Below are 21,703 nucleotides of genomic sequence, written 5' to 3'. Positions count from 1 at the left end.
AACCTTTAGAATAGAACACTGGTAACGCGGATCAAACAGATCTACGCTGATATCAACCTATGGATATTCTTCTTATCCGCTTCATCCGTGTTCCATATAAAATAAATATTTGCAGCTAAATGAAGATTTCCTACAACTGGCTAAAAGAATTTATTGATCTTGATTTATCACCGGAAGAAACGGCTGATAAACTTACCCTTATTGGACTTGAGGTTGAAGAAGTAACAGAGTTTGGCAGCAAACTTGAGGGCGTGGTTGTTGGCGAAGTGTTGGATGTCAGCGACCATCCCAACGCCGATCGTCTTCGTATTTGCCAGGTGGATATCGGGTCCGATCAACATCAAATTATTTGCGGTGCAGATAATGTAGCAAAAGGACAAAAAGTACCGGTTGCCACTGTTGGCACTACTCTGCCAGTTGAAACGGATAATGGTGAACCGTTTACCATCCGCAAAGCGAAACTACGCGGAGAGAAATCCAACGGCATGATTTGTGCCGAAGACGAACTTGGACTCGGTGATGACCACAGCGGTATTATGGTGCTCGACAACAGCCTGAAACCCGGCATCCCGCTCCACGAAGCAATCGAATTGTACCAGGATTTTATTATCGATATAGAACTTACTCCTAATCGTCCTGATGCCACTTGTCACCTGGGGGTTGCCCGAGATTTAGCCGCAGCCCTGAATCTGGAGCTCAACAAACCTTTTGCTACTGATTTTGAAGAGGCTAAGCCACTGGATGATATTGATATAGAAATTGAATCTCCTGAAAAATGTCATCGATATGTAGGTAAGCTGGTAACTGATATTACTATTGAAGAATCACCCAATTGGTTGCAGAATCGCCTTAATGCCATTGGCGTTCGTCCAGTAAACAACATTGTAGATATTACAAACTACGTAATGTTTGAGCTGGGACAACCCCTCCACGGATTTGATGCCGATACCATCAAAGGCAACAAAATTGTGGTCAAGGATTTTGATGAGGAAATTACATTTGAAACGCTTGATCACATAGAAAGAAATTGTTCCCCAGGCACACTTTTCATTTGTGACGGTGAAGAGCCCGTTGCTATTGCCGGTATAATGGGCGGCGTTGATTCTGAAGTAAGCGACGAAACAACCAATGTTCTTATTGAGAGCGCCTACTTTAATCCCGCTACCATCCGAAAAACAGCCAAAGAACAAGTGTTGCAATCCGATGCGTCCTATCGCTTTGAACGCGGCGTAGATCCTCAACTGCAGCGCATTGCAGCAGAACGAGCAGCAGAACTCATGGCCGACATTGCCGGCGGAACCATCGTTGATGCGTGCACAGATACCCATCCGATAAAAACGGAAGCTAAAGAACTTACTCTTCGAAAGTCATACGTTAATCGCCTGCTGGGTACCGACTTCAGCACTGATAAAATTAAAAACATACTGCAGGGGCTGGAATTTGAACTACTTAACAAAGATGAAGATACCCTTACCTATTCCATTCCTACATTCCGTCCCGATTTGAAGCGTGAAGTGGATCTGATAGAGGAGGTTGGGCGTCTGTTCGATTACAATAATATTCCCACGCCCGAGCACGGCAAGTTTACATCACCCGAGCCTTTAACCGACTGGGAGCAGCTGTTGAGTAAAGCCAAGGAAACAGCCAAAGGCATGCAGTTTCGAGAAATCTACTCCAATTCGCTGATGCCCGAGGAAGATGCTGAGTTATTGGGAGATTTGGATAATATGATCCACACCCTCAATCCCATTTCTACGGATATGACCACCCTGCGGCCTTCTCTGCTATATGGATTTTTATCGTCAGTGGCCTATAACTTCAATCGCAAGGCTAAACAGGTACGATTCTTTGAAGTGGGTAATGTTTTTGAAAAAGCTGATAAGGGAACCTATCATCAAAATATTAAAGAGCACACCAACATCTTGTTCGGTCTGGCCGGATTTAAAACCATCGAGCACTGGAAAACCGATCCTGAGCATTACGACGTTTTTGATCTCAAGGCTCCCGTTGAAAGTTTTCTCAATAAACTCGACGTGCTTGATGCTCTCACCCAAGAAGCTGATGATGACAATCGACTTATTTATTCCTTTGAGGATGAAGAAATAGGACGAATTTTTGACATTCCAAAAGGGTTGAGAGATAATTACGACATTGAACTCCCAGCATACGCCGCAGAATTTTCCCTGACAAAAATTCAAGACATACGTCAGCAGATTGGAACTCAGCAATACGAAGAAGTTTCAAAATATCCTGCCTTTGATTTCGATTTCGGTGTTGTTGTGGATTCTCATATCAAAGCAGGTGATCTGTTAAAAACCATCGAAAAGACTGCTGGAGATTCACTCAAGGAACTGGATGTTTTTGATGTTTTCGAGGGAGAATCACTCGGAGAAAACAAGAAAAGTATTGCATTTCGACTTTCTTTCCTTGATAAAGAAAAGACATTGACTATCAAGGATGTAGAACCTATAATTAATAAAGTTCTAAAGGTTCTTGAAAACCAATATTCAGCAAAACTCCGACAATAATTCCGAATAGTGTTATCAAAAGAAAGTCCATATCAGGAGCAGTTCCACGAGTTACTTGATGAGATTCGCGAGGAGATACAATCTCTGAATGATGAAATCAAAGAGCTCAAAAAAGAGAACAGTGATCTGCGTTCAAAATTAAAAGAAATTCAGGATGGACAGACTGATATCTATTCTGCTATTTCGGAATCTGAACGGCTTTCCCTTCGTCACCAAGTATTGGGTTTAATATCAAAAATTGATAACCATCTGGAGGACAATCAATGAAATCCATAAAAATTACTATACTTGGCAAACAGTACCCGCTCAAGGTTGAGGAGTCCGAAGAAGAGGCAATGAAACGTATTGCCGGGTATGTTGATGACAAATTTCGTCAATATAAGAAGGAGCTCAACAAGCAGCCCGATACCACTATTATGACCCTTGCTGCCCTCAGTATTGCCGAGGAGCTATTCGAAGAGCGCAAACGGAACCGGGAGCTCAACCAACAAGAAGATAAAACGCTAAAAAATGTCAATGAGTCTCTCGAAAATTTTATTGAAGAGATACGCCAATAGTCTCTCAATACAATTCTGATAAGGGCATTATTTTCCTTACTTTTACAGCTTCATTTTAAAAGCTATTTTGGGAATTAATAACTATAGCATGTCCAAAGATCTGATTAATATACTTTTTGTAGGTGATATTGTAGGTGAGCCGGGGCTGAGCCTGCTCGAAACGGTACTACCCGGTTTTATTGACAAGTATGATGCCGACTTTGTTATCGCCAATGGAGAAAATTCGCACGAGGGGAAAGGCATTAACCGTTCTATTATCAAACGTCTCTACGATTTGGGCGTACATGTTATCACAGGTGGAAATCACTCTTTTGCCAAGTGGAAAGTTTTTGATTATATGAAAGAGGACGGAAATATTTTGCGTCCCATGAACTATCCCAAAGGGAATCCCGGATACGGTTTCGGGGTATATGACATTCCTAATTTTGATCAAAAAATAGGTGTACTTAATCTGCAGGGACGTACCTTTTTGCCGGATATTGACTGTCCTTTTAATACAGCAGACTGGGTTGTCGAGCGCATGAATGAAGAAACCGATCTCGTATTTGTAGATTTTCATGCCGAAGCTACCGCCGAAAAGCTTGCCCTCGCATGGCACCTCGATGGGGATATTTCAGTAATGGTCGGTACCCATACGCACGTTCCAACCAATGATGCCCGAATTTTTCCACAAGGCACCGGATACATCAGTGATGTGGGAATGACCGGCTCCTTTGACTCGGTATTGGGTATGGACAAAAATGTCTCGATGAATCGTTTTAAATTAGCTACGCCCCATCGTTACCGATTAGCCAACGGTAATAATCATCTTTGCGCTATTCTTGCCAAAGTTGATACCGATACGGCCAAATGCGAGTATATTGAACCCATTATCTATCCCGGATTCAATAGAAGCAATCTTGAAGAGTAAGACCCACCAATGTCGATTATTTTAGAAGGAAAGAATATCACCAAACAGTATAAGACAGAGTCCGGCAATGGTACTTTAACCGTTCTGGATAACACGTCAATAAGCATTGATAAAGGATCTATCTCAACAGTGATAGGTGTTAGTGGTAGTGGAAAAAGCACGCTGCTTCACATTCTCGGCGGACTTGATAAACCCAATAAAGGAACGGTGCTCTGGGAAAACGATTCTATTTATGATATGAACCCGGAAGCGCTGGCAAGTTTTAGAAATAATAAATTGGGATTTGTTTTTCAGTTTCATCACCTGCTGCCCGAATTTACCGCTCTTGAGAATATTATGATGCCCGCCCTTATCCAGGGAGAAACGCCCGAAAAGGCCGGGCAGAGAGCCAACTACCTGTTGAAAGAGTTCGGCATCCCCGGTCGGGCCGAACATCGTCCTACACAGCTTTCAGGGGGCGAACAGCAACGTGTGGCCATGGCGCGGGCGCTAATGAATAGTCCCGATCTAATACTGGCCGATGAACCGACCGGTAATCTTGATGAAGGTAATACCTCCGTGATTTTGGACTACCTTTTCAATCTCAGGGAAATTGAGGAAGTCAGTATTCTCCTTATCACCCATGAAAAAGAAATTGCCAACAGGTCTGATACCATTTATCAACTTTCTAAAGGTAAGTTAGAAACTCTTTAATTTTACTATCAAAGAAAACAATCATATTTTCAGCTACTTCTGAAACCAATAGATAACAAGTTTAAACCATGAGTAAGAAACAAGTAAAAGAAGAATTAGAACAAGACGTACTCCTTGAAACTTTTTCAAAGGCCCAGAGTTTTTATGACAAAAATAAAAATACGGTCATTGGGTCAGCTATAGCAGTAATTATTCTTATCGCCGGCTCTATAGGATATTATTACTACGCCGAAGCTCAAGAAAGTGAAGCCCAAGAACTTATGGGGCAAGCTTCACAGGCTTACCTGCAAGGTAATTACGAAAAAGCCCTGACAGGATCTGACGCCGATTTTACGGTGGGATATAAACAGATCATTAACAATTACGGCATGACAGATGCCGCAAACCTTGCCCGATACTATGCGGCAGTAAGTACGTTTAAAATCGGGAATTATCAAGAAGCACTAAAATATATTAAAAATTATGAGGTTCCTGAAGGAATCATGGGTGTTGGCCCCCTCTCCTTTCATGCCGTTATCCATACGGAGTTGGGCAACCATGCTGAAGCCGCAGAACTGTATGTAAAAGCGGCTGAATGGAATGTCAACGATTCCACGACTCCCTATAACTACTTGGAGGCTGCAAACGCTTTTCATGATGCAGGCAATGCTGAAAAAGCTCAACAGTATGCACAGAAAGTTATTGATGAATATAACAATAGCGATCAAGTTGCAGAAGCTGAAAGACTATTGGGCATGCTGGCAGTAGCTGAAAAGTAGAACAGATTTATTTCCTCTATTGATAAAGCCCGGCCTCTTAATTGAGTACGGGCTTTGTTGTTTTTATTTAGTTAAACAAGGTGCAGATAACCTCTATAGATACTATTGGTAATACTTTCCTATCCAACAACGATAGTTGTAATCCGCCGGATGATCTGTATTCCAGTAAAAGCCGGTACCAGCCTTAAATTTAAAATGGCAATAGATTAGTTAATTCTCCGACGAAAGCTCTTTGCTGAATAACCATTCATAAAGATGCGGATTTCGATACGCCTGAACCCACGCTCCTATATGTCCCTCATCGGGATATTCGGTATAGCCCGGCGAACCTCCCGCTAAACGAATAGCCTCGATCATTGATCGTGAAAATTCGGGGTCCACAATTTGATCCTCTGTTCCATGAAATGCCCATATGGGTATATCTGCAAGCATAAAAGCACGGGTTAAATCTCCTCCCCCGCAAACAGGAACTGCAGCAGCAAATTTATCGGGAAAGCGCTGTATCAGATCAAAGGTACCAAATCCTCCCATAGAAATGCCCGTTACATAAAGGCGATTAGAATCAATGGAGTACTTATACTGAATCTGTTCCAGCAATTCAATAGTCAACCTCATTGGCTTAGTTGGGATTTCGCCCATGGAAGCCGTAAAACTGGTAGTATCACGCGATGTACTAAGCTGAGACCAAACTTCATCCTTTTGCATTTGCGGCACAACAACAAAAGCAGGATATCGTTCTCTAAACTTGGGTTCTGCAAAATGAGAAACACCCCACTTTAACTGGCTATAATTATCGCTTCCCCGTTCACCGGCACCATGCAAAAATAAAACAAGCGGATAGTTTTTCGTGCTGTCGTAATTAGCAGGTTTCAGTATACGATATTGTAATTCTTCTCCGGCACCATTAGTAAAGGTTTTTGGCTCAAAATCAGTCACTTGAGCCTTTGCAATGCCGAAAGACAGAAATGGAAATGCTATTACCGCTAATATCTTTTTCATTTTGTGCTACCTGTAATTAGAAATGCATTACATATTTCGACGATATTGCCCGCCTACTTCGTACAGGGCCTCAGAAATTTGTCCCAGCGAAGCCACCTTTACGGTCTCCATCAGCTCTTCAAAGATATTGCCGTTATTACGAGCTACTTCTTTCAGACGTTCAATTGCTTCTTCAGTTTCATCCTCATTACGCTCCCAAAAAGCTTTTACACCCTGAATCTGCTGCTCTTTTTCTTCTTGAGTGGAACGGATTAAATCAACCTCTTTTTCGTCCTCTGTACTTTCGCTATCTTCATTTTTAAAAGTATTAACACCAATAATCGGCATTTCACCACTGTGTTTTTTGGATTCGTAATGCAGGCTTTCATCCTGAATCTTCCCCCGTTGATACATATTCTCCATCGCACCGAGTACACCGCCCCGCTCAGTGAGGCGATCAAATTCAGAAAGAATAGCCTCTTCTACCAAGTCGGTCATTTCTTCAATAAAGTAGGAACCTTGATTAATATTTTCGTTTTTAGCAGGTCCCATCTCCTTGTTGATGATTAGCTGAATAGCCAGTGCTCGACGTACCGATTCTTCAGTCGGTGTTGTAATAGCCTCATCATATGCATTCGTATGCAAAGAGTTACAGTTGTCGTAAATAGCCATCAATGCCTGGAGCGTCGTACGAATGTCATTAAACTGAATTTCCTGCGCGTGAAGCGAACGTCCACTGGTTTGAATATGATACTTCAACTTCTGCGAACGTTCACTTGCACCATATTTCTCCCGCATTGCTACCGCCCAAATACGTCGGGCTACACGACCAATTACCGCATACTCGGGGTCGAGCCCATTACTAAAAAAGAACGATAAGTTATGGGCAAACTCATCCACATCCATACCGCGTGATAGATAATATTCTACATACGTAAAGCCATTAGCCAGCGTAAATGCGGCCTGTGTAATGGGGTTAGCTCCTGCTTCGGCGATATGATAACCCGAAATAGAAACTGAGTAGTAATTCCGCACCTCATGATCAGTAAAATACTGCTGGATATCCCCCATCATCTTTAACGCAAATTCGGTAGAGAAAATACAGGTGTTTTGGGCCTGATCTTCTTTCAGGATATCCGCCTGAACGGTCCCGCGAACGACCGAAAGTGCCTTTTCTTTTATTTCCTCATACGTTTCATCATCTATTAACTTATCACCGGTAATTCCCAACAGCCCCAGTCCAAAGCCATCGTTGTTATCTGGCAATTCATTATTGTATTCCGGAGCTTTTACACCACGTTCTTCAAAATATTCTTCGATTTTTTGTTGAGCCTCTTTCCACTTGCCATTCTCTTTGAGATAACGCTCTACCTCCTGATCAATAGCCGTATTCATAAACATCGCCAGAATCATAGGCGCCGGCCCGTTAATCGTCATCGAAACCGAAGTTTTGGGAGAAGTAAGCTCAAAACCGGAATACAGCTTCTTCATATCATCCAGCGTACAAATGCTTACACCTGAGTTTCCCACTTTTCCATAGATATCAGGGCGATGATCAGGATCTTCTCCGTATAACGTCACCGAATCAAAAGCCGTTGACAAACGAGCGGCAGGCATGCCATCACTCAGATAGTGAAAACGCTTGTTGGTCCGCTCGGGTGTACCTTCACCTGCAAACATACGCGTAGGATCTTCTCCTTCACGCTTAAACTCAAACACACCAGCCGTAAAAGGATAATATCCCGGCAGATTTTCTTTGAGAGCAAATTTGAGCTGCTCCCCATTGTGTTTGGTTTTTGGAAGGGCTACACGCGGAATTTCAAGTCCGCTGAGCGACTCACGATACATTTTATTTTTGAAGCTTTTATCACGAACCTGCACCTCTACATAATCCTGCTGGTACTCTTCGTAGAGATCATCCCATTGCTCAAGAATCTTTTTACAACGCGAATCCAGCTTGCTGAGCCAGTGCTCCCGCATTGATGTTAGTTTTACCTTTAGCTCATCCTTTTCGTCAGGATCCCAATGATCTATCTGTTCGATAGTACCGGTTACATTTTCCAGCTTGCTGGCAATATCAACCTGTTGTTCGGCCCAACTGTGATAATCCCGAATCGTATCAGAAATATCAGACAGATAACGCTGTCGCTTACCCGGAATAATCGACTGCCCCTGAATATCTTCGGCCGGCTCGGGATTGGTATATAGCTTTGTCTCCCAACTGATACTGTAATGATCATTCACTTTATCAACGATTGCCTTGAACAACCGATTTACGCCCTCATCATTAAACTGGGCCGCGATCGTAGGATATACCGGCATTGCTTCGGGATCAAGGTTCCAGGCTCCCCTGTTGCGCTTGATCTGCTTACGAACATCGCGTAGCGCATCGAGGGAACCTTTCTTTTCAAACTTATTGAGCACTACTAATTCAGCCAAATCAAGCATATTAATTTTTTCAAGCTGCGTAGCCGCTCCGTACTCGCTGGTCATTACATATAGGGGGATATCCGAGATGTTTACAATCTCAGTATCACTCTGGCCAATTCCACTGGTTTCTACAATTACAAGATCAAAACCGGCTGTTTTACAAACTTCGATGGCACCCTTAATAGCTTCACTGGTGGTTCTATTACTGGCCCGGGTTGCAAGACTGCGCATGTAAACACGTTCCGGATCGAGGCTGTTCATGCGAATACGGTCGCCCAGCAGAGCTCCCCCCGTACGTATTTTTGAGGGATCTATAGAAATAACAGCAATATTAATATCTTCAAACTCCGTTAAAAAGCGCCTGATAAGTTCATCGGTGAGCGAACTTTTACCCGCACCGCCTGTTCCGGTAATTCCTATCAACGGAATGGGATTCCCATTTTTCTGGGCGGGAATCATATTCCCCTTACCGTCAAACAGCTTGTCGTCTTTGTAAGTAATGATATCCTCATGCTCATTTTCCAGCGCTGAAATGCAACGAGCAATAGTTTTAGTATCTCTTTGAGTGATATCCTGGGCATCAATCTCTTCAATTTCTGCGGTATCAAAATCACACTTTTCGAGCATGTAATTAATCATGCCCTGCAGCCCCATTTCACTGCCATCCTCAACAGAAAATATTCGACAGACCCCTGCCTCTTGCAGTTCCTCTATCTCTTCTCCCACAATAACACCGCCACCGCCGCCAAAAACGTTAATATGTGAAGCCCCACGCTCTTCAAGAAGCTCCACCATATATTTGAAGTATTCCATATGTCCGCCCTGATATGAGCTAACGGCAATACCTTGAACATCTTCCTCGATGGCACAGTCGACAATTTCCTGCACAGAACGGTTATGGCCAAGGTGGATCACCTCTGCCCCGCTGCTCTGTAAAATGCGCCGCATGATGTTGATGCTGGCGTCATGACCGTCAAATAAACTGGCGGCCGTAACAAAACGGATATTATGCTCAGCCTCATACACTTCCGGCTGACTACTATTTTTTGTTTCTGAATGCTCCTTGGCAGCGGCTTCTGTTGCTTGATCAGAGGTCATGGTATCTTCAGACATAATATTTCTCGTTTTCTGTTGGATGTATTAGAACAGAAGGTAAGAAATTTAAGGGACATTATTTATTGCCTGATACCTCAAAAGTTAGGCTACTTTTCACTCATAATACTGCTGAATCCACCAGAAACAATATTTGTCAGATTTGATAGCGCACGCGGCATCGACCACCCCCCCGGACCAACTAAAAATTTAGGCTCCCAAGTTGGATTAAACTGACTTTTATATCTCCTGACCTTTTTAAAACCATAGATATTTTCACCGTAGGTATACACAAAATCTGCCAACTTATTCCATCCAGGGGAAAAGTCATGTTCATCCATTCCCGAAAGCGGTGCCATCCCTAAATTAAACCACTCAAACCCTTCGTGCTTACCCCAAAGCATCGTATGAATTAACATATAATCAATAATACCCGCCGGCGCTTCCGGTCGATAACGCAGTAAATCGGTAGTCAATTCGTATTTGTCAGCCCCTCCCAGAATATTAGCAAATGCAAGTAGATTGTCCCCTTTTCTAACGACTGCTATCGGAAACTGACTCAAATATCCCTTATCAAAATACCCAACTGAAAAGCCGCGTTCTCTTTTATTCCTTGAAATAAGGCTGGCGTCCGAAATTGCCTTAAGCTCGGGTAAATAAGAGGCTACCGATCCTTGTGGAATGATTTCAAAGCTATAATCCTGCTGCTCCAGCTCTTGATAGCCTGACCAAACTTTGTTATGGATAGACTTTTCCGGATCAAAATCGGGCAAACCGATACGTGCTTGCTCTCCCAATTTGTAAAGGGTAAGTCCTAAATCCAGATACTGTTCTAAATACCTTTCACCCACCTGATAAAACATGGGGCCATATCCCTGGTTAGAACACTCCTCATAAAACTCCCAAATGAGCTCTTCTGCTTCATCGGCAGGACCAACAGGATCTCCAAAAGTGACCCAGTTTTGTCCCTCCCTGGCAAACATTATAAATGAAGAGTTAGACTCATTTATTATTAACTCTTTATCTCCTAACAATACCAGGTTGGAAAGTGAACTTGGCGACCCACTGCTAATACCTTTTGCAATAAGAAGTTCTTTTTCGCCGGGCTCTTTCGTCTCTTTTTGCTTGGGACGAATTAACTTTAAAAGCCCCACAATAACAGCAAAACCCAATACAGCGACCATAGCCCGCATATATCGAGGCCCATCCCCCATCAAAGAAAACTGCCACCAGAGTTCTTTTTGAAATTCCACATGTCCATAAGAAAACATTCCGAGCCAAACGGCACTGGCCAATACCATAATGATTAATGTAAACCAGCGAGCTGAAAAGAACTGATCCATCAATGATGCTTTGCGGTGAAATTCATTCCTGCAGGGTATCAATGCTATAAGCATTACTGACAGAATAGAAGCTTCTTCGAAGTCCGCTCCTTTTAAGAGTGAAAACAAAATACCGAAAACAAGCAGCGCTATTGTTAAGTGGTACGCCCCATCGCTACGACGCTGTAATCCGCTGGCCAATACCAGCAATGCAGCCCCCACCAAGCTGGCAAAAAAGTGTGACATTTCGATAACCGGCAATGGAACAAAATGCTGTAGCCATTGCATGCGAGGCACTTCTGAAGGTACCGCTCCGGAAAAAAGCAGTATAGCCCCGCCGATAAAAACAGAAAAACTCATAACCTGTGGCACAACACGCGGAACCCAATTGGCGGCCTTACGCTGCAATACTTTAACCTTGCGTCTATTCACGATATACTCTTGATATCCCAATACAATTAATGCCCCCAGCAGCGGCAGGATATAATAGATAATGCGATATACCACCAAAATTCCCAATACTTGTGAGCCGGGCATAAAGTTGGTCAGATACATCAGCATGATGGATTCAAAAACACCGAGTCCACCCGGAACCTGACTAAACAATCCTACAATTTGTGCCAACAAGAACGCTCCAACAAAACCAAAGAAAGGAATTCCCAGATTCGGCAACAATACATACAGCACAGAAGCTGCCAACAGCCAATCTACCGAGGCTATCGCCACTTGCTGAAGCGCCAGTTTTGAGCTGGGAAATTCAAATGACCAACTTTTAAAGGTAATCTCTTTTTTAACCTTATAACTTGCCCATATATATGCGACCACCATCACCAACAGGATGGATCCCAAAATCCGAAGCGAAACAAATGGTATCACTACATCATTGGGCAGGCTTGGGGTAGCAAAAAGTAACGCAAGACCTGCAACAGCACAGAAACCTATCCAAAGCGTAAATGCGCTAAAGGCTACAATTTGTGTAACTTGCATACCCGAAAATCCCCAAACCGAATAGATACGATAGCGAATAGAACCACCGGTTATTAAAGCCAGTCCAATATTATGACTGAACGCATATCCCACATACCCCGCGCGGATAATTTTACCTATCTCGAGATCTTCCCCAATATATCGCACACCGAGGGCATCATATCCCGTTAACAAGAGGTAGCTTAAAAATGACAGTATCAGCGAAAACAGGATATATTGATTGGGGATATCCGCAAGCTGCGTCATCACCTCCGACATGTCATACTGCTGCAGCTCCTGATCAAGGAACCACAACGCAAAAGCGAAGAAAATGATGCTTATGAAAGGCGTTAGTTTTTTGAGCTTCTTCTTCATCAAACAGAGAGACTACAAATTCTGGTCTAATTGGGAAATTCGATGGTAAGATCGCCAGTTAGTCCTTTTTCTACCGGCACCTGATTTCTAATATAATAAGGTTCGGGTTTTATAAACGGATCTACCTGTCCGTAATCCCAGCGGCCGTTGGTATTTTGATCATGATACACCGTTAATTTATAATTAAGCGATGGTAAATTATTGATTTTTACCTGATCTGTAAACAAAGTATCCCTTTCAAAACCCGATTCCTCATTTTCAATTCGCAATCTTACATTCTGCAGTGTAGAATCTTCCATAATAATATTCAATGTCCCCATTTGCGAGGAATGCCATATTTCCGGATCAAACTTGCGATAATCTTCTATCCCCGGATCCCAAACTCGTATCTCGTACTCTACCCCATCCTTCCATTGCTCATCGGGATTAATACGCAATATATTTTGTTCCGTATCAATATTTGACCACGAATCAATAAGAGAATCTCCCTCTACAACTTTAAGCGAATCGGTAATTGTAGGCTCATCAATAGGTTTGGCATAGGTGATTTCGAACGGTTCGCTTGGATAATATCCCGACACCGTGTTTCTCTTTATAATCCTTTGCTGAGTGGTGTCTTCTTGTGCAGAACCGGTAAAAGAATTCGTATAGTCGGCAACCGGGTTTGCCGATCCATCGAAAATACCAGTCATAGCAAGACTATAACTGGCTTCCGGTGCCAACGAATCCCTACTGTGTACAAACAAGATATAGGGTTCATTCGGCTGTATATATAACGGCCAAGCCGGACTGTATTCATTTCCCAAAGTGTCAGTTATAACAATGTTAGCACTATCAGATAACGTAATATCCTCACTAAACCGTATCCGCATGCGGTTTGACGAAAACAATCCCACGCCTTGCAAGATCGGTTTTGTTGTATCTACTGAGGTAGAAAATAAGGTTTCAAGCGTATCTTTTTCTTCTTTCTCGAGAGTTACGAACTCTTTTTTAAAAGGTTGAGCTCTTTCCTGCTGCCGATCCCAAATTTTATTTCTGTTGCGATCATCCACCCAAAAAAGTTTAAATTTTCCCTGTGGAAGATATGAGAATTGAAATTGTCCCGATGTATCAGTAGAAGCAATATAATCGGCTTTTTTTGTTAAATCGTAAGGTTCACGATAGAGCAAAACACGCTTGCCTGCCGATCCTTCTCCCGTCTCCGCATCAATAACTTTCCCGACAATTTCTCCTTTGTCAATTACAGGACCTGTAGAAACGGCAATCTTTTTAGGAGAAGACATTCCGTTGTTATTGGTATCAGTTAAATCAGTCCCAACAGTCAGAATAAGTGTTGTTGAATCAGGAATTTGACTATCGAATTGCACTTCTGCAGATTTTCGTCCCCAGTCGATATTATAGGAAATACCGATATCAGGCTCGATAACAATAGCTTGATTGAGTGAAGAACGCTCTACAAACTCAGAAAAATGAAGCGTAATACTCTGTCCTCTAAAATTAGTAGTACCGGTTTGGGGCTCGGTATCTATAATTTCGGGACCTTTTTCGTCAGGAGGTCCTCCTGTTGGCGATGTAGGAGTAGCGCAGCTTGCCAGCACAGCCCCCACTAAAACTAATATGGCGATAATCCAACCGCTATTATAATTCACAAAAATCATTGCCTACAGTTAGTAAAAATTCGGTGCAAAGATACAAATTTTAACCGCCTTTACAGATATAAAATATCTGATCCTATCCTATATGAATTAACTGACAGTAACCTTAACAATACACTATTCTGCTACTAATTTCGGCTTTCTCTTTTAAGCAATCAACTAATCACCAAATTAGTTACAGCTTCTTTATTGTATTGGTTATCTTTGATTGGTTTTAATTATAACAGCAAAAATATTATGACTTTAGTCAAATCCGACCATTCGACACTGCTTGAACGTCCTGCGCTATATACTGATTATTATGAGCTTACAATGGCTCAGGGATACTTTTTGGCAGGAAGACAAGATGAAAAAGCCAGCTTTGATTACTTCTTTCGTGATATTCCTTTTGAAGGGGGATATGTTATTTTTGCTGGTATTGCCGACCTTCTTAAAACCTTGCAAAACTTTCGTTTCCACGAAGATGAAATAGCATATCTGGCTAAACAAGGCTTTCGGAAAGAGTTTCTTAATTACCTCCGCAACTTTGAACTCACAGCAGATATTCATGCAGCAAAAGAGGGAGAAATTGTCTTTCCCCGTGAGCCTATTGTCCGTATTGAGGGAAATATTATTGAAGCCCAAATTTTGGAAACTTTGTTGTTAAATATCCTAAACTTCGAATCGCTTATTGCCACAAAAGCATCACGAATGAAATATGCCGCTGGTAATCGCAAAGTACTCGATTTTGGATTGCGACGTGCCCAGGGATATGGCGGTATCCAAGCAAGCAAGGCAGCTTATATCGGCGGCATTGAGGCGACCTCAAATGTATACAGCTCTTTTAGAGATGATATCCCCGCCAGTGGTACAATGGCACATTCCTGGATACAATCATTTGACGATGAACTGACCGCTTTCCGCAAATATGCCGAATACTATCCGGATGATTGTATTCTTCTGGTTGATACCTATGATACCCTCAACATTGGTGTCCCCAATGCTATTAAAGTCGGTAAAGAATTGGAAAAAAGGGGACATAAACTAAAAGGGATCCGATTAGATAGCGGAGACTTGGCTTATTTCTCCCGACAGGCACGGAAACAGCTCGATGAAGCCGGACTGGAATACGTAAAAATAGCAGTATCCAACCAACTTGACGAGCGACTTATCAAAAGTTTGATAAGCCAGGATGCCCCTATTGATCTTTTTGGCGTAGGAACACGGCTCGTCACCGGTCAGGACAGCCCCGCTTTAGACGGTGTTTACAAACTGGCATCTGTCAATGATGAACCAAAGCTAAAAATCTCTGAAAACATTGAGAAAATTACGCTCCCGGGACGCAAGAAAGTCATCCGATACAGTGGCGACGACGGTACTTTTTACGGGGATGGCATTGTTCTTGAAGATGAGGAAAATGTTGATACCATATACCATCCCTACTATCCTGCTAAACATGCAACAGTTACGACCTTTAACACAGAATATTTGCTGAGTAATGTAATGCAAGATGGGGATCTGACTATTGATATCCCCACCCCAAAAGAAAGTGCCTCATACGCTCAACAGAGGCTAACTAAATTAATTCCAGAACATAAACGTTTTGATAATCCCCATATTTACAAAGTGGGAATTAGTAAAAAATTAATGAATCTGCGTGATGATTTAACCCAAAAAATGAAGAACAAAAGTTAACAATATTATTATGAAAGCTCTTTTGATTGTTGATGTTCAGAATGATTTTTGTCCGGGCGGAGCACTTGAAGTTCCAAACGGTGACCAAATTATTCCAACTATAAACAACCTTTCTGAACAGTTTGATATCGTTATTCAAACTCAGGACTGGCATCCACAGGGGCATTCCTCTTTTGCCTCATCCCACCAAGGAAAAGAACCATTTGAAACTATTGAAATGCCTTACGGTGAGCAGGTTCTCTGGCCCGACCACTGTGTGCAGGACAGTCAGGGAGCTGATTTTCACCCCGACCTTGAAACCAACCGATCTCAATTAATTATCCGTAAAGGATTCCGAAAAGATATCGATTCCTACTCGGCTTTCTACGAAAATGATGACGAAACCACCACCGGCCTTACAGGTTACCTTAGAGAACGTAATATCGATACCCTCTATGCCGTTGGATTAGCAACCGATTTCTGTGTTAAATGGTCCGTCGTTGATGGTATCAAAGAAGGCTTTAACGTTTTTGTAGTTGAGGATGCCGTAAAAGGAATCGACATTGAAGGATCTGTGGATCAGGCCTGGACCGAAATGCTTGAAAAGGGAGCTAAAAAAGTCAGCTCAAAAGAATTACTTAACTGAATATGCCCCACCATACAGACTATTGTATTCTCGGAGCTGGGATTGCTGGACTTTCGCTGGCTGATGCTTTATCTGATTATGACTTGAGTAGTGTGGTCATTGAAAAAAACAGTATTGGCTCAGGCGCATCGGGTACACCTGGTGGATTAGTTAATCCTGCTACGGGCCGACGAGCTAAAAAAACATGGAAGGCTGAGCAGTCTTATGAGTCTATTGCCGCTAATCTGGAGAAAGTACAATCACATTCCGATACCAGATTTTACCGGAATAATGGCTTACTTCGCCCTGCCCTACTGAAAAAAATGGCTCGAAAAATGAAAGAGCAATACGAAAATACCACTTGGCCTGATGGCTGGTGCCAGTGGAAAAGCAAGGAAGAAATTCAAAAGATTCATCCGGGCGTAAAGTGTGTCGACGGTGGGCTATGGCTGCCCATCGGTCTAACAGTGGATATTGGATCTTATATAAAAGCGTACGGCCATTATTTAGAAAATAACGGAATTAATATAGTTTGTGGAGAACAGCCCTATCCCATCTCAGAAGATGGTTATTGGCTTCTTGAACTCGACGAGATCACGATAAAAGCTGATCATCTGGTTTTTGCAACCGGACATACTATTGCCACCTCTCCCTTTTGGGATTGGATACCTCTCGAACTTATAAAGGGTCAAGTTGCCAAATTTAAAAAAGAAAGTAGCTCTCTCTCTTTCTCTCACTCGATTTCGAGCCTGGGATATATTGCCCGTTTAGACGAAGAAGATACGTTTATTCAGGGTAGTACCTACGAACATGATTTCACCCATCTTAATCCCGATGCGGAAGGGGAATCGTATCTTAGAAAACGAATGCGACGAAGCCTTCCTCAGCTCGAGAAACAATCCAAGCTTGTAGATCAATGGGCCGGCGTTCGGATCTCTACCCCTAACTACAAACCTATTTTAGGGTTGCATCCCGCCTATTCTAATCTTCATCTATTTTCAGGATTGGGCTCAAAAGGTCTGCTTTTGGGAAAGTTTCTGGCAGAGCACTATGCCGACCATCTCACCAATGGTACGCCCTTATATCCCGAAATAGATATAAATAGATTTACCTAAGCAAGTTGCTCATCGATTTTAAAATCGAATAACCAACCCGCTCCACGCTCCGCCTATACCCGCGCCTCTGTTTTCGGAATTGGGCACTGTTAAACCGGCCACAGTGAATTCGAAATTACGCAACTCTATGCCCGTACCAAAGGTAATGCTCGATGAAGTTAATCCTCCTGTTCGGTACCCTGCTCGCAGCGGAATGATATTAAACAGTTTATATTCAGCTCCAAGCCCTAAAGCCAAACGTGGACTATTCATCGCTGTTTCGTATAGTCCCTTCTGTAAATCAAAAGCAAAGCCCAACTTGCCCGCTTGTAATTGTGCCCCAAAATTGAGTTTCGTTGGCAGCTTTTCAGTAATTTCCTTATTCCCTGATGGCTCATAATTTTGATAAATTTCTTGCTGTACGCTATCGGCAAAGTTGTCAGACAACCCATCTTTGATATCGATTCCATCCCAGGTAAACGTTTCATCGGCCGAAAATTGGCCCGCATTACTGTCGTAAGTGATACTTCCGATATCGGTTATCGAAAGACCAACGCGAAGTTTCTTTTCACCGCCAATCCAGGAAAAAGCACCTTTCAGAGGTCCGGCTAAATCCATCTCTACCGTTCCACCTACATCAACCCCAAAACCGGAACCCTGCGTTTCGGTAAAACTGGCTCCATCGGGATCTACAAAATCACTGATTTCACCTTTAAAATTGGGCTCTTGTCGAGCTTGGTAGTAATCCTCAAATTGGTTGGTCAACTCTCCAACTGAGGTGAACGTATAGGAGAAGTCGTGAATTACTTCGTTATCTGTAACTTGTAACGTAGAATTAAAATCAATACTTGAAGTATAATGCGGAATGAGATACTTAGGAGCCACGCCCGCAAATACTTTTACATTTTCGGCGATCCCAAAAAGCGCGGGAAGTTCCAAAAGTTGATACGAAAATCCGGCTGAAAGTTCGCTAAACGCTACGCCTTTACTACTAAAATTAACGGGTTTCGGCTCAGCAAAACGTTCCTGACTCATCCCTGTAAGTAGTATCTCAGAAAATCCTCTGTTTACAGCCCCGGAAAAAAGTGCCCGGTTTCGAAAGGCCAGGCTGAAAGCCATTTTTTCTCCGCGCCATGATGCCGCAAGCGGTATCACGCCAATCTCCATGCCCATAGCTCTGCTATTTCCCATGGCCGAACCGAACCATTCATTAAGTGCTTCGGATCCTACAACATCACCTGAAGTAAAATGTTTGTTATATACAGAGATATTCATCAACGGTCCCCCTGCCGTTGCCGATAGCCCTCCCAACAAACCAATGGAAGTTGAGGGTTTGGTATCCGCGTTAAGCATAAGATTAGCGGGATTCACAAAATTTGCATGATAGGTATCGAGATATGCAGTGCCGGTCCCTCCCAAGCCTAAACTTTTGGCAGAATAATGACCCGACTGCGCTTTTAGTACTGATCCCCAACCTAATGATATCACACTTATTAGAAAAAGGACGAATAATCGTTTCAAAATATTCATAATATATTGCATTAATTTACTGTAGAAGTAATATCAGCTTTTATCTGGATTTGCAGGGTAACAGAATCATCATTTCGAATCCGTACGGCCTGTTGTTGCGGGGTATTTATTTCTACATCCAGCATTATGCTGCGCGTACGGTTGAGCGCCTTAAGCTCTTCTTTAGAAAAGCTAATTTGTATATCACTCTCAGCGGGCTGGTTTACGTATCCATTTCCGTCGATCCCAGCACCGTCAACAGTAATTTTCTCCTCTCCTTCCGGCGGTTTCTGGAACACCTCATTCCCATTCTCATCAAGCATGGTAAGGACTAAACCTAATTCAAGGGGCAGAGCATTGGTATAATTGAGGGTAAGCGTTGCTCCCTCAAGACTTTGGTCATCGCCTTCACCAGGCAGGCTACCCAGATCAGCATCCAGCGTATCCGTGAAGGTAGCAGCATCAGCAGAAAAGTTTAGTGGTAAATCAAGTCCCAGTGATGGATCAAAAATAACCGGATTAACAATAGTACCATCATCGTTAATTACCGCGGCTCCTACAAAACTAATTTTGTTGGGAAGATTACTGAAAAATTCCGAAGAGTTTGTATTCGAGGAATTAAACTCATTACTGCCAAGCTCTCCTTGATTTGGATCAGGATTACCCGCTGGCTTAATCGAAAACTTGATAACTTGATCCGTAGTAGCCGGTTGTCCACTGACTTCGAGTTCATTAGGAATCTCACCACTTTGAACCTGATACGGGGTGCCATCTTTGCCGGTCAAATACTCTGTAGTACCTTTATTATCCGTTCCTGCAATTATAGCATAAATCGTTGTATTGACTCCCAAATTAGTATTATAAATTGTACTTAGAATTGGGTTTTCAAAGGTAAGCCCGGAAATACGATCCGAAATATCACTGATGCCGTCGATATTGGTTACTTCCGCCTCATCATCATTAAATACATCAACATTCCCATCACCTGTCACATCCTCATTAAGCACCACATCGGTATTAATAAATCCTTCAGCACGGCTGATCTCAAGGTTATTCAAATCAACAGTAGCTTCAAGTAAATCCGATTCATTTATTGTTCTTGTATCCGGCTGGGTATTTTCAGTAGTAGCACTGATGTTGTAATCAATAGTTCCATTTTCAGCATAAATCCGATAATCAGCAAGATCGGTTGTAGTTGAAAAATTGCCTCCGTTCTGGCTGGACGATGGAATATTTGACAAATTCAAGACCAGAGGATTATCTGTGGATGCATCTCGGATATCTGGGAATGTAATATCCAGACTGGGTACGGCGAGATTGATTTTATTTGTAATATCAATCGATAACTTACCTGTACTTAATTCCACAAAATCTTCTGAGTCTTGGAATTCAAAACTACTTTCATCCACTGTGGAGGTTCCGCTATTATTAAACGACTGCGACTCGAGTGCAGCAGTAACCTGAGATGCTACCAGGTTTTGTCCAGCTACACTATTTACAATAAATTCATCACCTTCTTTCTTATTCTGACCTTTCCAGCTTGCACTGACATCAGCATTCAGATTTTCCAGCGGATTGGTAGCAGAAATATTTGCAGGAATACTTATTGTAGTGGTTCTGGTCTCGTCGTCAAGAAAATTATTCTCGGTTGAACTTCCGACTATTTCGTTATCCGAGTTCAGCGTAATATCCAGCTGATCCAAGTCCATCCCCAAATTATTTGTTAATGTAAGTTCCAGTGATCCGTCCTGTTTTATCACTGCACTCTCAAAAAAGTCAGTATTGAAAGGAATATTGGCCGGCGTTGGTGTTGAACCTGCCGATATAAATGTTCCCTGAGAAGGTGGTGTAAATCCAAATATATCTTCAAAGCTGGCGGATCCCGCATTTCCAGATCCGGAGTTAAAATCAGTCAGATTAAGTTCTCCCACTTGCGTATTAAGCGTCTTTACTGGAACATCCACTGTGGGAATAGCATCATTGAGATCACCAAAATCAAAATCCTGTTCTTTAGTAAGACTGACCATGCCATCCCCGTCGGACGAAAATAGATCTAAATAATCCTCTGATGTTGAATCGATCAATGCATCACCTTCTCCCATAAAGGGATAAGTTTTCTCTACGCTCAGCGGGACTTCCAGTTCATGATTAACCTGAAAATCGGGGGATTCGGGCTGTTCACATGCCCAAATAGAAAATGCTAACAATAAAATGAGTACAATGGGTAACGAATTCTTCATCTGTCCTAACCGTCTGTTAAATGATATAAATGTAATATGCCATCTTATTTAAATTGAGATATCCCACTTCCACCGGTGTGATCCGGTCTGATACTGAATAATCAAAATTTAGCTCGTAGAATGGCTCACAACAAAATCACGAATGCTGAACCGAAACCCAACATTTTTTATACTATTTTCATTCTTTATTAACCCTAAGGGAATTTTTTAACCCGTGGATATAAAAAGGCTTCACTGATATGGTATTATCGTCCTATCCGCCGAAGCCTTAAATTTAATTGAATATATAAAGATTATCGCTATTTGTTACTCGTACTG

At 42.4% G+C, this 21,703-nt stretch carries 15 protein-coding genes; 9 read left to right on the top strand and 6 right to left on the bottom strand.

What is annotated here, in order from left to right:
- The first annotated feature begins 119 nt into the window (after positions 1-119).
- From pheT to ACQ4LT_RS10710, 6 genes are all read left to right on the top strand, one after another.
- Positions 120-2,528: a phenylalanine--tRNA ligase subunit beta gene (gene pheT / locus ACQ4LT_RS10735; RefSeq protein WP_445666043.1), complete on the top strand. Its 2,409-nt coding sequence runs from the start codon at positions 120-122 to the stop codon at positions 2,526-2,528.
- A gap of 9 nt (positions 2,529-2,537) precedes the next feature.
- Positions 2,538-2,795, top strand: a complete 258-nt coding sequence (locus ACQ4LT_RS10730; protein WP_445666042.1) for a hypothetical protein — start codon at positions 2,538-2,540, stop codon at positions 2,793-2,795.
- Complete coding sequence (locus ACQ4LT_RS10725) at positions 2,792-3,085, top strand: cell division protein ZapA (RefSeq protein WP_445666041.1); 294 nt, start codon at positions 2,792-2,794, stop codon at positions 3,083-3,085. The genes ACQ4LT_RS10730 and ACQ4LT_RS10725 overlap by 4 nt, the downstream gene beginning before the upstream one ends.
- Positions 3,086-3,173: 88 nt before the next feature.
- The gene (locus ACQ4LT_RS10720) at positions 3,174-3,995 is read left to right on the top strand and encodes a TIGR00282 family metallophosphoesterase (protein WP_445666040.1); all 822 of its coding nucleotides are present in this window, start codon (positions 3,174-3,176) and stop codon (positions 3,993-3,995) included.
- Positions 3,996-4,004: 9 nt separating this feature from the next.
- Complete coding sequence (locus ACQ4LT_RS10715; protein ID WP_445666039.1) at positions 4,005-4,688, top strand: ABC transporter ATP-binding protein; 684 nt, start codon at positions 4,005-4,007, stop codon at positions 4,686-4,688.
- 68 nt (positions 4,689-4,756) lie between these two features.
- On the top strand, positions 4,757-5,446 hold the full coding sequence (locus ACQ4LT_RS10710) for a tetratricopeptide repeat protein (protein WP_445666038.1): 690 nt from the start codon (positions 4,757-4,759) through the stop codon (positions 5,444-5,446).
- Between the two features lie 210 nt (positions 5,447-5,656).
- Here ACQ4LT_RS10710 and ACQ4LT_RS10705 read toward each other — a convergent pair whose 3' ends face one another.
- The 4 genes from ACQ4LT_RS10705 to ACQ4LT_RS10690 all read right to left on the bottom strand — a co-directional run bounded on the left by ACQ4LT_RS10705 (position 5,657) and on the right by ACQ4LT_RS10690 (position 14,258).
- Positions 5,657-6,445 (bottom strand): carboxylesterase family protein, encoded by a 789-nt coding sequence (locus tag ACQ4LT_RS10705; protein WP_445666037.1) that lies wholly within the window; start codon positions 6,443-6,445, stop codon positions 5,657-5,659.
- Positions 6,446-6,472: 27 nt separating this feature from the next.
- Positions 6,473-9,967 carry a methylmalonyl-CoA mutase family protein gene (locus ACQ4LT_RS10700; protein ID WP_445666036.1) on the bottom strand — a complete coding sequence of 1,165 codons (3,495 nt, stop codon included), beginning with the start codon at positions 9,965-9,967 and terminating at the stop codon, positions 6,473-6,475.
- Positions 9,968-10,056: 89 nt separating this feature from the next.
- Positions 10,057-12,609 carry a bifunctional lysylphosphatidylglycerol flippase/synthetase MprF gene (gene mprF / locus ACQ4LT_RS10695; RefSeq protein WP_445666035.1) on the bottom strand — a complete coding sequence of 851 codons (2,553 nt, stop codon included), beginning with the start codon at positions 12,607-12,609 and terminating at the stop codon, positions 10,057-10,059.
- 26 nt (positions 12,610-12,635) lie between these two features.
- Positions 12,636-14,258, bottom strand: a complete 1,623-nt coding sequence (locus ACQ4LT_RS10690; RefSeq protein WP_445666034.1) for an Ig-like domain-containing protein — start codon at positions 14,256-14,258, stop codon at positions 12,636-12,638.
- Positions 14,259-14,501: 243 nt separating this feature from the next.
- Between ACQ4LT_RS10690 and ACQ4LT_RS10685 the strand changes: the two genes are divergently transcribed.
- The 3 genes from ACQ4LT_RS10685 to ACQ4LT_RS10675 are packed head-to-tail and all read left to right on the top strand — an operon-like array spanning position 14,502 to position 17,657.
- Positions 14,502-15,938, top strand: coding sequence for a nicotinate phosphoribosyltransferase (locus tag ACQ4LT_RS10685; protein ID WP_445666033.1), 1,437 nt, complete (start codon positions 14,502-14,504; stop codon positions 15,936-15,938).
- 10 nt (positions 15,939-15,948) lie between these two features.
- Positions 15,949-16,563 (top strand): bifunctional nicotinamidase/pyrazinamidase, encoded by a 615-nt coding sequence (gene pncA, locus ACQ4LT_RS10680; RefSeq protein WP_445666032.1) that lies wholly within the window; start codon positions 15,949-15,951, stop codon positions 16,561-16,563.
- Positions 16,564-16,565: 2 nt separating this feature from the next.
- The gene (locus tag ACQ4LT_RS10675; protein WP_445666031.1) at positions 16,566-17,657 is read left to right on the top strand and encodes an NAD(P)/FAD-dependent oxidoreductase; all 1,092 of its coding nucleotides are present in this window, start codon (positions 16,566-16,568) and stop codon (positions 17,655-17,657) included.
- A gap of 18 nt (positions 17,658-17,675) precedes the next feature.
- Here ACQ4LT_RS10675 and ACQ4LT_RS10670 read toward each other — a convergent pair whose 3' ends face one another.
- Positions 17,676-19,157 carry a DUF5723 family protein gene (locus ACQ4LT_RS10670; RefSeq protein WP_445666030.1) on the bottom strand — a complete coding sequence of 494 codons (1,482 nt, stop codon included), beginning with the start codon at positions 19,155-19,157 and terminating at the stop codon, positions 17,676-17,678.
- Positions 19,158-19,177: 20 nt separating this feature from the next.
- Positions 19,178-21,385 (bottom strand): hypothetical protein, encoded by a 2,208-nt coding sequence (locus tag ACQ4LT_RS10665; RefSeq protein ID WP_445666029.1) that lies wholly within the window; start codon positions 21,383-21,385, stop codon positions 19,178-19,180.
- Positions 21,386-21,703 lie beyond the last annotated feature (318 nt).

It is taken from the genome of Fodinibius sp. AD559 (assembly GCF_052712805.1).
The sequence above is the reverse complement of the archived record's forward strand: the minus strand, read 5'-3'. Positions and strand labels throughout refer to the sequence as shown.

Bases quoted from the DNA above. Each gene is read 5' to 3' on its own strand.
- ACQ4LT_RS10675 (WP_445666031.1), top strand. From the start codon at position 16,566: ATGCCCCACCATACAGACTATTGTATTCTCGGAGCTGGGATTGCTGGA.
- ACQ4LT_RS10710 (WP_445666038.1), top strand. From the start codon at position 4,757: ATGAGTAAGAAACAAGTAAAAGAAGAATTAGAACAAGACGTACTCCTT.
- pncA (WP_445666032.1), top strand. From the start codon at position 15,949: ATGAAAGCTCTTTTGATTGTTGATGTTCAGAATGATTTTTGTCCGGGC.
- pheT (WP_445666043.1), top strand. From the start codon at position 120: ATGAAGATTTCCTACAACTGGCTAAAAGAATTTATTGATCTTGATTTA.
- ACQ4LT_RS10665 (WP_445666029.1), bottom strand. From the start codon at position 21,385: ATGAAGAATTCGTTACCCATTGTACTCATTTTATTGTTAGCATTTTCT.
- ACQ4LT_RS10685 (WP_445666033.1), top strand. From the start codon at position 14,502: ATGACTTTAGTCAAATCCGACCATTCGACACTGCTTGAACGTCCTGCG.
- ACQ4LT_RS10715 (WP_445666039.1), top strand. From the start codon at position 4,005: ATGTCGATTATTTTAGAAGGAAAGAATATCACCAAACAGTATAAGACA.
- ACQ4LT_RS10720 (WP_445666040.1), top strand. From the start codon at position 3,174: ATGTCCAAAGATCTGATTAATATACTTTTTGTAGGTGATATTGTAGGT.
- mprF (WP_445666035.1), bottom strand. From the start codon at position 12,609: ATGAAGAAGAAGCTCAAAAAACTAACGCCTTTCATAAGCATCATTTTC.
- ACQ4LT_RS10700 (WP_445666036.1), bottom strand. From the start codon at position 9,967: ATGTCTGAAGATACCATGACCTCTGATCAAGCAACAGAAGCCGCTGCC.
- ACQ4LT_RS10725 (WP_445666041.1), top strand. From the start codon at position 2,792: ATGAAATCCATAAAAATTACTATACTTGGCAAACAGTACCCGCTCAAG.
- ACQ4LT_RS10705 (WP_445666037.1), bottom strand. From the start codon at position 6,445: ATGAAAAAGATATTAGCGGTAATAGCATTTCCATTTCTGTCTTTCGGC.